Raw genomic sequence first — 15,324 nt, forward strand, 5'->3', positions numbered from 1 at the left:
AAGTGCTCCTGTCTAAAAGAGGTTCGCGGTGAGGCCGCCGTCGACCAGGTAGTGGCTGCCGGTGATGAACCGGGCCTGCGCCGAAGCCAGGAAGGCAACCATTTCGGCCACGTCGCCGGGGGTGCCGAAGCGGCCCTGCTTGAGCGCGATCAGATCGTCGAACGGGATCGGCGCGATCGCCTCGATCGGCGCGGCCAGGCGATCGGCCATGTCGGTCTGCACGATGCCCGGGCAGACGGCGTTGACCCGGATACCGGCGTCCCGCAGCTCGATGGCCACCGATTCGGTGAACCGGATGACCGCTCCCTTCGAGGCGCAGTACGTGCTCAGCAACGGTCCACCGGCAGTCGCGGCCACCGACGCCATGTTGACGATCGCGGCGCTTCCGGCCGCGGCCAGCGCGGGCACCGCGGCCTTCGTGAACCGGAACGTACCGACCACGTTGATGTCGAGAATGCCGAGGAACTCTTCATCGGTGATTTCGACTGCCGGTTTGGCGATTTCGATGCCGGCGTTGTTCACCAGCAGGTCCAGCCCGCCGAATGCGTCGACAGCAGTGGCGACCGCTGCGGTGACGTCGGCGGTGGACCGAACATCGCACGCGATACCGACGCAGCCGTTGCCGAGTTCGGCTGCGGCGTCCTCGGCGCCGGCACCGTCGACGTCCGCGACGGCCACTCGGGCGCCACCGGCCACCAAACGCTCGGCAATCGCGCGGCCGATACCGCGGGCGGCGCCTGACACGATTGCCCGGCGACCCGTCAGGTCATTCATGGAATATCTCCTAATTGTGTTGTTGGACAATGTGATAAGTTGTCGGCACGCCCAGGTCTGCCAACGCGGTCGTAGCGGCGTGAAGTCCGCACATCCCATGTGCGCCGGGTCCGGGCGGGGTGGCGGCCGAACAGAGGTAATAGCCACCCGCTCCGGTGGTATACGGCGATAGGGTGACGCGCGGGCCGAAGGTCAGCTGACGAATGTCCTTGGCCCCGGTCATGATGTCGCCGCCCACATAGTTGGCGTTGTAACCGGCCATTGCCGTGGTGGAGCGGACGGTGTGGCCGACGATGCGGTCCCGGAAACCCGGTGCGAAGCGTTCGATCTGGCCGATGATCGCCTCGGTGGCATCGCCGGTGTAGCCGTTGGGGACATGCGCGTAGCTCCACACCGGGTGGACGTTGCCTACGGAGCGCTGCGGGTCGGCGAGGTACTGCTGGCCGACGAGCACGAACGGACGTTCGGGCATCCGCCCGGCATGGATAGCACGCTCGGTGGCGGCGAGCTCGGCGAAGGTGCCGGCGAGATGGACGGTTCCGGCCCGATGCGCGTTCGAATTCGTCCATGGCACACCGCCTTCGACGGCGAAGTCGACCTTGAACGCGCCGGGTCCGCGCCGGAAGCGGCGATAGGCTTTCGCCACGCGGTGGGGCAGGCGGTCGCCGAGGATGTCCGCGACGATTTCCGGTGCCAGGTCGAACATCGTGATGTCGGCCGGCGGGAGCTGCGAGGCCGACCGCACGCGGACACCGGTTTCGATGCGGCCGCCCAGGCCCGTCAGTTTGGCTGCCATCGCGTCGGTGATGCGGCGCGAACCGCCGACCGCCACTGCCCACCCGTGCCGATGACCCGCGGTCAGGATTCCCAGCCCGATGGCCGATGTCATCGGCAGGTGCAGCGGCCGGAATGCGTGGGCGGCAACGCCGCCGAACAATGCCCGCGCCTGCGCGGTGCGAAAGACGCGGGCCAGGGCTGATGCCGGAAGCACTGTCGGCGCGCCGAACCGGGCCAGGGTCAGCGGATGCGAGGGAACCCGCAGCAGCGGGCCCATGATGTCCTCGGCGAGTGCGTCGAACCGGCGTGCCGGTCCGCCGAACAATGTGCGCCAGGCGGCGCCGTCGATTGCCATCCCGTCCGCGGTGGTGCCGACGGAGCGGTGTAACACCCCGGCGCTTCCGTCGTCGAGTGGGTGTACGCAATCGAACTCGGGCAGTTGCCACTGCAGGCCGTAGCGGTCCAGCCCGGCGAGCAGGGGAGAGCCGACCGCCATCGGGTGTATCGCCGAGCAGTGATCGTGCAGCAGCCCGGGCACGAGGGCCTCGCTGCTGCGGGTGCCGCCGCCGATCTCGTCGCACGCCTCCAGCACCGTCACCGAAAGGCCGGCCTCGGCGAGGGTGAGGGCGGCAGCCAGGCCGTTGGGCCCGCTGCCGACCACTGTCGCGGTGTTCACACCCGCGTCCCGGATGTCCGGTGATCGCGCGACCAGGTGATCTCCGTGGCGATGGGGCCGTCGGGCAACCATGGTTGGGTCTGAACGGCGTCGGCCACCTTCCAGGTGCCCCGCTCGATGACGCCGGTGGCGGCGTCGATCAGCTTGTAGTGCTGCACCGAGCTGCCCCAGGCCTGTGACTCGACCCAGGCCACCACCAGCTCGCCGGGCTCGAACTGGGCCTCGCGCTGCACCGCGGCGATCAGGTCCTCGTTGTGCAGGTGGCCGTCGCCGAAGTTGAAGCCGATCAGGGAGTTGCAGACGAACTCGGCCTCGCGCACCGTGCGAGAGTCGATGTCAGGCAACGCTTTCAGCAGCACCGAGAACAGGCCCCGGCCCTGGCTGTGCAGGCACCGCCAGGCGATCGGCGCGTTCATGGTGACCTCGGCCCACTCCGGCTCGTAGCCGAACGTGACGAACTGGTCGACGGTGTTGGCGGCCGAGCGGGTGACCTTGTTCAGCTTGGCTTCCGCCCCCGGGGCGAAGGCCCACGTGGCCGAGGCCCAGTTGCCGGCATACTGCCGCATCGAGGGCAGGAACGACACCTTGTCCGGCCGGAGATTGCCGAGAATCGGGAAGAACACCAGGCCCGCGACGATCACCGCGGTCAACCACGGCGACGACATGTCCGTGACGGCGTAGCCATCCCAGGCCGGGAAACCGACGAACAGGAACACCGACGCGTAGGCGAACAGCACGTTCCACTCCAGCGGGACTGCCAGCGGGAAGGTGGAGACGATGAACAGGTGGAAGCAGACCATCAACACGGCGGCGGCAATGGTGAGCATCTTGTTCTGAGAGAACAACAGGGTCAGGGGTGCGATGATCTCCACGGTGGTGCCGAGCACATGCGCCATGACCTGCGCCAGGTGCGACGGCCGCAGGTCGTGCGGGAAGTCGCGGTAGTGCGCACGCTTGAACCACTTGGACGGGATCAACGGGCTGTTGCTGACCATCGGGGGGATGACGTTCGCGAAGTGCTTGCCGAATTTCGACACCCCGGCGCCCACCCACACCACGACGATCAGCAGCTTCAGCGCGATGATCATGTCGACGAACGGCAACACGGCAAAGAAGAACAACGCGGGCAGGTATTGCTCGCCGCGTGCGCCCAGGAAGATGGTCTTGTCGCGCAGCCCCATCAGCATGAGCAGCACCATGGGGGCGATCAGCAGCATCGGGCTCACCAACCCGGAAGTGTTGTCGGGCAGCGCCGCTGACAACGAGGCACTCGGCGCGCCGGGTGCCAACAGCGGCACTGCGACAGCGATCAGCAGTGCCACGTAGAGCAGCACGTCGACCCGGGTGCGCCGGTCACCTGCGGTGAACGGGACCCATTTCCACGGCCGCAACCGGATGGTGCCGGGACGCGCCCAGAACAGGATGCCGCCGGTCATCGGCTTCACCTTGCCCGCCAGCGGCCCCCAGGAGCCCGCAACACCGATGGCCTCCAGCAGCACTGTCCACAACACGGCCTTCTGGTAGACGATCGGCTGGTTCCACCATTGCGAGACATGCCAGAACGCAGGGAGATCCGAGGTGAGGGTGGCCACCACGACTGCGCCGAGCGCGTAGCAGAAGATCAGCTTGGCGATGTAGATGACGTGCACCATCCACGGTGAGCCGAAGCCGTGCTCGACCCAGTTCGCAGACAAGATGCGCATGCGTTCCATGAGGGGTTGGCGAAGGAAGTGTTCAGGTTCGACCGCGGGCAGGTCGGGTTGTGCGAATCCCATGTCAATTACTCCTGTTTCGGGATGGTCAAGCGGTACGGGCGGCAGCCGCGACGGTGCGCAGGGCGGGTTTGTCGATCTTGCCGACTGGGTTCTTGGGCAGCGTGTCGAGAATGGTGATGTCCACCGGCCGTTTATATTTCGCCAACTTCGACGCGAGATGGGCGCCGATGTCCGCGCTGTCGAGACGAGCCTCCGGTGAGAGCGCGACGAACATCACCGGCTGCTCTCCGTAGATCGGGTCGGGGCGGCCGACAACGGCCGACTCGGCGATGCCGGGCAGTTGGTAGGCGATCGCCTCGATCTCTTTCGGATAGATGTTCTCGCCACCGCGGATGACCATGTCTTTGGCGCGGTCGACCAGTACGAGGTAGCCGTCCTCGTCGAGGCGGCCGATATCGCCGGTGTGCAGCCAGCCGTCCACGAGAGTCCGTGCCGTCTCCGCCGGCCGGTTCAGATAGCCCCGCATCACGTTGGGTCCCGAGATCAGCACCTCGCCGAGCTCGCCGGCGGCGACCGGGTTGCCGTCTTCGCCGGCGATGCGGATCGTCTGCCCGGGCAGCGGCAGGCCGACGGTGCCGGGCTTGCGGACCCCGCCCAGCGGGTTACCCGTGCTGGCGCAGCTGCCCTCCGACAGGCCGTACCCCTCGACAATCGGTACGCCGTAACGGGTTTCGAACTTGTCGAGCAGCTCGATGCTGGCCGGTGCCGCGCCGCACACCGCGAAGCGCAGCGATGAGGTATCCGGGTTCTGCTCCTCGGGCAGGTCGGCCAGCATCGTGTAGATCGTGGGTACGGCCGAGAAGTAGGTGGCGCGGGTGTGCTCGACACGGCTGAAGAACGTCGAAGGGTTGAAGCGTCCGGCGACGGTGGTGCGCGCCCCGGCCAGCAGTGGCGCAAGCGTGCTCACCACGATCCCGTTGACGTGGAACAACGGCAGGATCAGCAGGCTGTGGTCGGATGCGGTGAGCGTGAAGGCGTCGATCACCATCTGGCACATCGCATTCAGGTTGCCGTGGTCGAGCATGACGCCCTTGGGCTTGCCGGTGGTTCCACTGGTGTAGATCAGCAGGGCCAGCAGGTCCGGATCCGAAGGCGGCTCGATATCGGACGGTGCGTCGGCGGTGAGGTCACTGGTGGCCAGGACCGTCACCGGCGCACTCGAGACCCGCGCTTCGGACACGATCAGCACCTTCGCTGCGGCATCGGTGATCTGGTAGTCGGCCTCGTCGGCCGACAGCGCCGGGTTCAGCGGGGTCAGGGCCGCGCCGATGCGCCACGCGGCGAACAGCGCGACCACCAGGTCGACGGTGTTGGGCAGCATCACCGCGACGACGTCACCGGTCCCGACGCCGTGGCGGCGCAGGGTGGCCGCGGCGCCACGTACCGCGGCGAGGAACTCGGTGTTGTCGAGCACGACGTCGTCGTCGGCGACGCACGGTGCGCCGGGCGCTTCGATGGCGCGGCGGTCGGGCAGGGAAGGCAGGGGCACGGCATGTCCTGAGTCGGTGTTTGTCGGTCGAAGCCACCGTATGGATGCGTGACCGAACCCACACCGTCGTCGCGCCACCAAGTCCGGTCACACGTTTGTTTCGAGGAACCAAAAGCCCCGCTGCCGGGCTCGCTGCTTGGGTACCGTGCCGACATGGCTGTTGGCCACGGTGGGAGGTCCGTCGACGCGAGCGTGACGGTGATCATCGATCGGCTGCGTGACCGGGCGGTGGATGTCGTCGGCCTCATCCAGCACCACTTGGCCGACGAGATCATCGAGCTGCGGGGCGACTCGCAGCTCCTGGAACTGCTGCGGGCCAGCGTGGCCGGCAATGTCGAGACCGTGTTCGACGCACTGCGGTACGGCATCGACATCGAGCGGGTCGAACCACCGACCGCCGCCCTGGAGTACGCCCGCCGGGTCGCGCAGCACGGAATTCCGGCCAATGCCCTGGTCCGGGCGTATCGGCTGGGCCAGCAGCAGATGCTTCAGCAGGTACTGGTGGAGGTGCGGGCTGCGGGTCTGGATGCGGCGTTGGCGCTCGACGTGTTCGACGCCATCAGCGACGTGACGTTCCGGTACATCGACTGGATCTCGCAACAGGTCGTGGCATCGTACGAGACCGAGCGCGAACGCTGGGTGGAGAACCGGAACAGCATTCGCGCGCTGCGGGTGCGTGAACTCCTCGATGCCCCCTCCGGTCCGGTCGACACCGATGCCGTCAGCGCCGGGCTTCGATATCCGCTGCGCCGCACGCACCTCGCCGTGGTCCTGTGGGCCGGGGCCAACGAGGTTCCCGGCCGGGAGCTGATGGGCCTGGAGCACTTTCTGCGGGAGGTTTCGGAGTCACTGTCGCTGCGGGACAGCCCCCTGTTCGTCGCCGCAGACCGCGTGACCGCATGGGGTTGGCTACCGTTGATTCCGGGTGCCTCACCCGATCCGATCAACGCGATCCGGAGCCGCGTGGCCGAGTACCCCGGCCGGCTGTATGTCGCGGCGGGCACTGCCCAATCGGGCATCGACGGTTTCCGGCGATCGCACCGCCAGGCGCAGAATGCACGGCGGGTGATGCTCGCGGGGCCGTCCGATCGTCCATTCGTCGCCGCCGGGGAACCCGGGATACTGGCAGTGGCGATGTTGAGCGAGGATCTGGCACAGCTGCAGGCCTGGGTGTCGGAGACGTTGGGACAGTTGGCCGCCGATACCGACAACGACGCGCGCCTCCGGCAGACGCTGCAGGTCTTCCTCAGCGAGAACTCCAGTTACAAGGCAGCGGCCGAACGTCTGAACCTGCACCACAATTCGGTCAAGTACCGGGTGCAACGTGCAGTCGAGCGACGTGGCGAACCGATCGGCGACGACCGATTGGACGTTGAGCTGGCTCTGCTCGCATGCCGGAACTTCGGTACCAGTGTGTTGACCCCACCGACCTCGTCGGGCATCGAAACCGACCGCGGCTGAAGCGGTCCCGACGAAAATTACTGTTTGACGAAATCTCCCGGCTTGTATTTGTGGTCGAAGAACTCCTGTTTGGGTCCGTACCACCTGATCAGGCTGAACCAGCCGCGGCCGGGCACGGTCTTGAGCCAGTTCTTCGCGCCGTCCGGAGGGTTCGGCCCGACGTGGAAGGTGACCGATCCGTCGTCGTTGAACGCCAGATCGTTCATCGAGTTCAGCGAAGGATAGCCCTGATTGGGCGCATCGACGCCGGCGGCGGTGTCGGCGTCGTAGACGGTCACCGACCACAGGATGTTCGCCGGCGGGTTGGCGGGCAGGTCGATCGTGTAGTTGTTCTCGCCGCGCAGATAGTCGCCGTTGCTGTCCTTGTAGGCCGCGCCGTATTTGGCCCCCATACCGACGATCGAGGACATCATCCCGGTGCTGATCGAATAGGCGTTGATGAACATGTGCGCCTTGGCGTTGACGTCGGTGTGGCCGGTGGTGCGATCCCGCCACTGTTCGTCGAGGATGGTGTGCCAGAAGTCGTCCAGTTCGGTCTTGGCGTGGGCGACCCAGTGCCGGTCCGACCACCACAGCGCGTTCTGTTCCTGGTCGAAGTGGGCCGCGATGTTCTTGGCCATCTTCCACGCGGTCTGCGCGCCGAGTCCGAGCAGTTCGTGTTGGCGGTCGGTGGGGGCGAATTCGCGGCCTTTGGCGATGCCGAGCGCGGCGAGTGTGCCGTGCATGTACGGGTCGACCGAATCGATGCGTTCACTCTGGATCAACTCGTCGAGCATGTCGAAGTAGCCGGCGTCATGCGCGAACAGGGCATTGGCGGGCAGGTCGGAGACGTGCTGGAACTTCATCGGCTCGGCCTCGCCCTTGAGCGGACGGACCACGAGCCCCTCGACGGCTTTCACCCCCGGTGTCAGGTCGTCGACCGATTGGAAGAAGCCGCGCTGGAATAGGAACACCCCGTTGGTGGGGCAGTCGTAGATGAAGTATTCCTTCGGGTCGATCCCGAGTTCCTCGATGTTCTGTCCGGAGGGGACGACGAGATACTTGCCGCCGTTGCCTTTGTCGGGGCCGGGGATCCCGATGTCGCCGAGGTACTGGACGTCACCGATCTTGGGACCGGTGAGTGGGCGATGCCAGAAGTCGTCCATCAGGCCCTGGATCTTCGGCGGCGCCTCCAATACCAGGGGCCCGGTTTCGCTCAGATCGGCGAACCCCATGCAGTAGATGACGTCGGAGTTGGGCGTGGTGATGATGGTGTTGGGCTTGAGGCGCTTCTCGTAGACCGACATGACGTTGTAGCCGGTGCCGGCGACGTCGCCGAGGCCCTTCTTCATCGCGTACATGTTGACGGCGGGCAGGGCCCACAGATAGGCCTGTACTGCGCGCTGGAAATACAGTTCCTCGGTCAGCGCCGTCGAAGCGTCCGCGGTGGGATAGCCGCCGGAGAATTCGGCGTCCGCAATGGTCTTGAAGTGGTCGGAGTCCGTCATTTCAGGCTGTGTTCCTTCCTCGCGCGCGCACGCCCGATCGCCACTCCCGCGCCGGCAGAGGCTGCGGTCATGACTGCCATTTGCAGTGCTGCTCTTCGGGGCAACTCCCAGGCCATTCCGCGCCTTCCGTGAGATGAACTGGTGTGGTACTCAACCTACCCGCGTGGTGTCGATGAAATGCGTTGATCGGTGTTTCGAATCGCTTCGCGTCGATGAGAGCCCGATGCAGGCAAATGTGGATCGGGGCAAAGGATTTCACCCATCTCACCCAAAATGGGTGAGATGGTCCATGTCGGGATATTCGGCGGCGCGCTACTGATCGACGACTTGGAATGCCCGTAGCGCAAGTCAATTGCGGCTATGGTCGCTATGGATTTGCGTTGCGCGACCCGAACGGAACCGGGAAAGGAACTGTAGGGACATGGATATGCAACTGAGTCGACGCGGAATGCTGCGCACCGCGGGTTTGGCGGCCGCCACCGCCGGCGTCGCGACCGCGATGGCCGCCTGCTCGAACGACAAGGACAACGAAGGGGCGGAATCTTCCCCGTCGACGTCGCCCGCGACGCCGAACGCGCCGGCCGGCACCCCGGATGTCACGCAACCCGCGGGCGGGGTCGGCATGTTCCCCGGTTACGCCCAGACCATCGCGCAGTTCGCCTACGTCTGGGGGTGGCCGATGGTCAACATGCTCAATCGGCGCACCCAGATCACCCAGGCGCCCCATCCCGGCCTGCTCAATGGTGTCCTGCCGGTCGCGCCGCAGGGCCGGCTCGGGATGCTGTCGAGCTACATCGATCCGGCCGAGACGTTTGTCACCTGCCCGAATCAGGACGTGGTGTACGGGTTGGCTTACTTCTCTCTCGATGACCAGCCGGTGATCGCCCAGGTGCCCGATTTCGGTGATCGCTTCTGGGTCTACGCCCTCTACGACGCGCGCACCGACCAGTTCGGCGAACTCGGCAAACCGTACGCCACCAAGCCCGGGTTCTACCTGCTGGCCGGGCCGAACTGGGAGGGCGAGAAGCCCGACGGGGTGGAGGCGGTGATCCGCAGCTCCACATCGCTGTCGAATGCCGTGCCACGGGTTTTCATGGACGACACCCCCGAGGACCGCGCGGCGATCCAGTCCGTGATCAACCAGATCGACTTCTATCCGCTCAGCGACTTCGACGGCAAGATGAAGACCACGGAATGGGCTAAGGCGCCCGCCATCCCGGGGCCGCCGGCCGAACCCGGCGCCGGTGAAACGAAATGGGTTGTACCCGAGAAGTTCTTCGACGAGTTCGGCACCATCCTGGACCAGGTGTCGCCCCTTCCTGGCGAAGAAGCGCTCTACGCGCAGTTCCGGGCGTTGCTCGACTCGGCGACTCAGAACCCGGATATCAAGAAGGTTCTCGTCGACACCGCGGTCGCCACCGAACGTGATGTCATCGGACAGTTCTTCCAGTGGGCACACAACGGCCGGCCGGCAGGCAACGGCTGGAACCGTTCCACCAACAACGCGCAGTTCGGGATCGACTACTTCGACCGCACCGGTACGGCGAAATCGAACATGTTCGACAATCGGCCCACCGAGACGCAGTACTTTTACACCGACAACGACGCCGGCGGTGCTCCGATGCGCGGCGACCGCACGTACAAGGTGACCTTCCCGGCCGGGCAGGAACCTCCGGTGCAGGGGTTCTGGTCGTTGACGCTCTACAACGACAAGCACCTGTTCCACCCCAACGATCTCAACCGGTACTCGTTGGGCACCAAGAACAAGAACCTCAAGCGCAACCCCGATGGATCGCTGACGCTCTATGCCGGGGCGAAATCTCCTGGACCAGAACAAGAGTCGAACTGGCTGCCGGCGCCAGACGGTCCGTTCTCCCTCTACATCCGTGCCTACTGGGGTGAGCCCGGCATCACCGAGGGTACCTGGAAGCCGCCCGCCATCGAGGCGATGTAGCACGGTGGAAATTGCATTGACAGCAGGGCGGAGCCACCTGGCACACCTTGTTTGTAGCGCAATTCGGATGGCCGGAAATCGAGCAGATCGCACGCCGCATCAGTGCTGAAATGGAATTGCTCCTGGCCCGGTGTTTCACGCGAAAATCAGGTGCGACGACGGCATAATTCACTGGCATGGATCCCAATTCAACGTCAAATCAAGCCGATAAGCCTGACGAATTGCGGGCGCATTTGCCGCGGCGCAGGATGCTGGGCGGGCTGGCGGTGGCAGGTGTCGCGACCACCTTGATTGCCGCCTGCAACGACGATTCCAACGGCGGAGCATCCGGTGGTGGCGGCGGCCCGGTCAAGACCGACAACAGCGTCAAGGGCGCCACTGAGGCGACCAAGGCGGCCAATCAGAAGCTGCTCGACACACTGCCGTTCAATGACAAGTCCGACTTTGAGGATGCGAAGCGCGGCCTAATCGCCCGCCCTGACACGCTGACCATCAAGGACGCGAACGGCAACGTGGTCTGGGACCTCGAGGAATACAAGAAGTACATCGCCGACGACAAGCCGGCGCCCGACACCGTCAATCCCAGCTTGTGGCGCATGACCCAGCTCAACATGCAGTACGGACTGTTCGAGGTGGTCAAGGACCGGATATACCAAGTGCGGGGCTATGACCTGTCCAACATCACCTTCATCAAAGGTGATACGGGCTGGATCGTGATCGACCCCGTGGTCTCGGCGGAAACTGCCAAGGCCGCTCTGGATCTGGCGAACGAGAAGCTGGGTCCCCGCCCCGTGGTCGCGGTGGTACACAGCCATTCACACATCGACCATTACGGCGGCGTGCGCGGTGTCGTCAACCAGGCCGACGTCGACTCCGGCAAGGTGAAGATCATCGCCCCGGTCAACTTCGTCGAGGACGTGATCAGTGAGAACGTCATCGCGGGCAACGCGATGAGCCGTCGCGCGGTGTACATGTTCGGTGCGCTGCTGCCGCGCAACGCCCAAGGTGGTGTGGGAGCTGGTCTGGGCCAGACGAATTCGACCGGAACCGCCGGCATGATCATTCCGACCGACATCATCGACCACACGGGTCAGAAGATGACGATCGACGGTGTCGAGATGGAATTTCAGTACACGCCCGGCACCGAGGCGCCCACCGAGATGAACACGTTCTTCCCCCAGTTCAAGGCCATGTGGATGGCCGAGAACACCACCAACACGATGCACAACCTGTTGACGCTGCGCGGCGCGCAAGTGCGCGACGGGCTGGTGTGGGCCAAGTTCATCGACGAGACCATCCGGCGGTACGGGCCGAACACCGAGGTCAAGTTCCAGAGTCACCACTGGCCCAGGTGGGGCAACGCCAACATCATCGACTACTGGAAGCGTCAACGTGATCTGTACAAGTACACCCACGACCAGTCGGTTCGGATGATGAACAACGGTCTGGTGGGCTCCGAGATCGCCGAGGAGATCACGTTGCCGCCGGAACTCAACAACTTCTGGCCCGACCGTGGCTATTACGGGACCCTGAAGCACAATTCACGCGCGGTGTATCAGCGGTACATGGGCTGGTATGACGCCAATCCGTCAGATCTCGACGATCTGCCGCCAGAGCCCGCCGCCAAAAAGTACGTCGAGTACATGGGCGGCGAAGGCGCCGTTCTGGACAAGGCGAAGAAGGATTTCGACGCCGGCAACTACCGCTGGACCGCCACGGTGCTCAAGCAGGTGGTGTTCGCCAACCCCGACAACACCGATGCCAAGAACCTGCTCGCGGACTCGTACGAGCAATTGGGATATCAGGCCGAGTCGGGCCCGTGGCGTTCGATATATCTGCAGGGAGCCTATGAGCTGCGTAATGGTGTGCCCGACACCGGGGGTCTCGACAGTGCGAGCCCCGACACGGTCAGGGCGATGCCCCCCGACATGTTGTTCGATTACCTGGCGGTGCGGCTGAACGGGCAGAAAGCCACCGGCAAGAATCTGACGATGAACGTCAATTTCAAGGACATCAACAAGGAATACGGCCTGACTGTCGAGAACGCCGTACTCAACTACGCGCCGGCGCCGGTGCCGAACGCCAATGCCACCGTCACCCTCGACAAGGCGACGCTGGATGACATCCAGCTCGGCAACCTCAAACTGGAGGACGCGATCGCGCAGAACAAAGTGACCATCGACGGTAACCGGGGCTCATTCGACGAGTTCATGGGCCTGCTCGACACCTTCCCGTTCTGGTTCAACATCGTCACCCCCTAGCGGGGACAATGGTGTGCTGTCCGGTGCCCCGCCGGGCAGCACACCGTGCCCGCGACAGTAAGCGATAGGAACCAGCGTGCAGTCCTTCGGAACATCGGCAATGCAGCCGGTGCCGTGGTTCCTCGCGACCACGCCGTCATCGAGCCCAGAGATGCTGCGGCGCCGGGTGATCATCGCCCTGTTCGATGAACATCTGGGCCACCGTCGTGCCGTATTCGTGGCCGCCCCATCGGGTTTCGGGAAAACCGTCTCGGCGGCACAGTGGGCCTCTGGGCGACAGCGTGACCAGCCCGGTTCGGTTGGGTGGCTGACACTCACCGAACGGGTCAACGACCGCACCGACGTGCTGCGCGGCATCCTGACCGCGCTGCTGAACACCGCTCGCGCTGGCGGCGACAGGTCATTGGAACGGTGCTTGACGGCGGCGTTCGATGTGACGGGGTATGACGCGGCAGTGGCCGCCTTGATGACCATCGAGCCACCTCTGCCGGTGACGATCGTCATCGATGACTTCCAGCTGGCCCGGTCGATATGGCGCGACGCCGATGTCGTCGAGCTGGTCGAGAACGGGCCGCAGTGGTTGCGATTCGTGCTGATCACGACGGACCCGGTGAGCCCCGCCTGGGCTCGGCTGCGGGTTCACGACAAGGTAGCGGTAATCGGTTCGGAAGACCTGGCTTTCACCGGCGACGACGTGAAGGCGTTGGTCGCCGCAACCGGTAGGTCACCCGAGCCGGGCGACATCGAGCGCATCCTGGCCGCCACCGATGGATGGCCTGGCGCCGTCCGCCTCATCCTGGTGAGCGGCGAGCGAGCGCCGGCGTTCACCGTCGATGTCGATCTCACCGATTACATGGAGACGGCGGTGCTGGCCCGGATCCGGCCCGATCTGGCCGAGTTCGCGCTGAAGGCCACGGTGTGCCCACGGGTGGACGGTCAACTCGCCCGGCTACTCACAGACCATCCAGACAGCGGAAAACTTCTCAACGACTGTGTTTCTGCCGGCCTCTTCCTGGAACGTATCGGGTCAGGGGAAAGCGCGGTCTTTCAATGGCATTCGATCTTCGTCACACATTGCCAGGAGATCCTGAAACGACGGTCCGCCGAGGAGTGGAAGCAGCTCAACCGGCTCGCCGGTGCCGAGTTGGCGCGGCGGTATCCGCTGGAGGCGGTCGAGCACACGATTCGCGGCGACGACCGCCTCGGCTACGACATCGTCGCCGACCATTGGTTGGAGCTGCTGCTGCAATCACGGTCCACCGCACTCGATGTGACGTGCCTCAGGCTCACCGAGACATTTGGCGAACAGCCGGAGATCCTGATGATCAGGTCCAGCTGTCGAGCCATGGCCGGTGACGACGTCACGGCCGCGCTGCTGTTCAACCGGGCGGCAGCGATGCCTTCATCGGTGACAACACCGGGGCGGCTGGAGTTCATCGCGGATCTGACCACGCTGCTGATCTCTGATGACCGCGACGCGATGGCGCAGGCGGCCGGTCGCGTGGAGACCGCGCTGACGAACCGGGAGCTGGTCGGGCCGCGCATCTACGCGTGTGCGCTGTTCGTGCTCGGCTGGGCGGATTCCCGATTGCGCCGGGGACCGACGCGCGGTGCCGCCTACCTGGAGGCAGCGGTGTCGGAGTGCGCCGTGTTGGGGCTTGCTGAGGTCGCCTGCCGAGCCCGGCAGAATTTGGCCTTCGCTCTCGGCCACGCCGGCGAATTCGGCCGAGCTCAGCACGCGCTCCAACTCGCGGTGGCGTCCGGAGCGCCGACGCCAGAACTGTGGTTGTCGCACGACGGAGACGGCATCGATCGCTTCACCGCCGGCTGGATCGAATTCTGGCATGGCGAGATCAGTTCGGCCAAAGAGCATTTCCTCGCCGCCAACACTGCGGCCGGCATCGGCTACCCGGATATGGCGCGAATGATGCTGGCGTTCAGCGCAGCGACACTGCGTGACCGGGACATGATGAACCTCGCCGAGGCCGCCGTGGCGCGCATGCCCGACACCGATACCCATGGTGTGCCGTGGGTCAGCTACAAGACGGCGGCCCGGGCCCGGCTCGCCGAAGCCCGGGGGGACCGCCGTCAGGCGCTCATGCTTGCCGATGCCGTGGTCGGCGCTGCGCACGTGCCGATGGTGTCAGCGGTACTGTCCGGGATGTGCCGACGCCTCGACGCACCGGAATTGGCCGAGCGCTTGGCCAACCAGGCGCTGGAGCCGCAGCTTCCGGGATACATCGGGGCCTACGCGCTGTGGACCCTGGCGTTGTTGGCCTGGCGGCGTGACGAGTCCGAATTGGCTCATCAGCGGATGGAACGACTGGTCAGCATCGCCGGTCCAGAGCGGGTGCGGTATCAGTTCGTCGACAATCCCGGCCCGGAAGGCAAGGAACTGCTCGCCGCGCACCTGTCGTACACGTCCTACCCGGACTTTGTCGAAGACGCCCTGGTGGCCTCCGACCGTGACCAGCCGGACCTCGGGCGGCTCACCCCGCGCGAGCGGGAGATCTTGGCCTTCCTGCGCACGCCGATGACGATGCAGGAGATCGCCGACAAGATGTCCATCTCGCTGAACACGTTCAAGACTCACCAGCGGTCGATCTACCGCAAGCTGGGTGCGGCGAATCGTCGCGAGGCCATCCGGCGAGCGGCCCGCTAGCGCGGCTG

The 15,324-nt window shown here is 65.2% G+C and carries 9 protein-coding genes; 4 read left to right on the forward strand and 5 right to left on the reverse strand.

Annotated elements, in window-relative coordinates; all coding sequences use genetic code 11:
- Positions 1-12: 12 nt before the first annotated feature.
- The 4 genes from FR943_RS07455 to FR943_RS07470 are packed head-to-tail and all read right to left on the reverse strand — an operon-like array spanning position 13 to position 5,491.
- Positions 13-774: an SDR family NAD(P)-dependent oxidoreductase gene (locus FR943_RS07455; RefSeq protein ID WP_217155709.1), complete on the reverse strand. Its 762-nt coding sequence runs from the start codon at positions 772-774 to the stop codon at positions 13-15.
- 10 nt (positions 775-784) lie between these two features.
- Positions 785-2,227: a phytoene desaturase family protein gene (locus tag FR943_RS07460; protein ID WP_308170491.1), complete on the reverse strand. Its 1,443-nt coding sequence runs from the start codon at positions 2,225-2,227 to the stop codon at positions 785-787.
- Positions 2,224-4,002, reverse strand: a complete 1,779-nt coding sequence (locus FR943_RS07465) for a DUF3556 domain-containing protein (protein WP_217155711.1) — start codon at positions 4,000-4,002, stop codon at positions 2,224-2,226. Before FR943_RS07465 ends, FR943_RS07460 begins: the two co-directional genes overlap by 4 nt.
- A 25-nt stretch (positions 4,003-4,027) precedes the next feature.
- Positions 4,028-5,491 carry a class I adenylate-forming enzyme family protein gene (locus FR943_RS07470; RefSeq protein ID WP_217155712.1) on the reverse strand — a complete coding sequence of 488 codons (1,464 nt, stop codon included), beginning with the start codon at positions 5,489-5,491 and terminating at the stop codon, positions 4,028-4,030.
- A 153-nt stretch (positions 5,492-5,644) separates the two neighbouring features.
- Between FR943_RS07470 and FR943_RS07475 the strand changes: the two genes are divergently transcribed.
- Positions 5,645-6,952: a PucR family transcriptional regulator gene (locus FR943_RS07475; protein WP_217155713.1), complete on the forward strand. Its 1,308-nt coding sequence runs from the start codon at positions 5,645-5,647 to the stop codon at positions 6,950-6,952.
- Between the two features lie 17 nt (positions 6,953-6,969).
- Here the strand turns inward: FR943_RS07475 and FR943_RS07480 are convergent, their stop codons facing one another.
- Entirely contained in the window at positions 6,970-8,439 is a 1,470-nt protein-coding gene (locus tag FR943_RS07480) for a DUF1254 domain-containing protein (protein WP_217155714.1), read from the reverse strand.
- Positions 8,440-8,860: 421 nt separating this feature from the next.
- Between FR943_RS07480 and FR943_RS07485 the strand changes: the two genes are divergently transcribed.
- The 3 genes from FR943_RS07485 to FR943_RS26755 all read left to right on the forward strand — a co-directional run bounded on the left by FR943_RS07485 (position 8,861) and on the right by FR943_RS26755 (position 15,316).
- Entirely contained in the window at positions 8,861-10,393 is a 1,533-nt protein-coding gene (locus tag FR943_RS07485) for a DUF1254 domain-containing protein (RefSeq protein ID WP_246584900.1), read from the forward strand.
- A gap of 176 nt (positions 10,394-10,569) precedes the next feature.
- Positions 10,570-12,654, forward strand: coding sequence for an alkyl/aryl-sulfatase (locus tag FR943_RS07490; RefSeq protein ID WP_246584901.1), 2,085 nt, complete (start codon positions 10,570-10,572; stop codon positions 12,652-12,654).
- Positions 12,655-12,730: 76 nt separating this feature from the next.
- Positions 12,731-15,316 carry a LuxR C-terminal-related transcriptional regulator gene (locus FR943_RS26755; protein WP_217155715.1) on the forward strand — a complete coding sequence of 862 codons (2,586 nt, stop codon included), beginning with the start codon at positions 12,731-12,733 and terminating at the stop codon, positions 15,314-15,316.
- Positions 15,317-15,324 lie beyond the last annotated feature (8 nt).

It is taken from the genome of [Mycobacterium] fortunisiensis (assembly GCF_019050325.1).
Taxonomy (GTDB): domain Bacteria; phylum Actinomycetota; class Actinomycetes; order Mycobacteriales; family Mycobacteriaceae; genus Mycobacterium; species Mycobacterium fortunisiensis.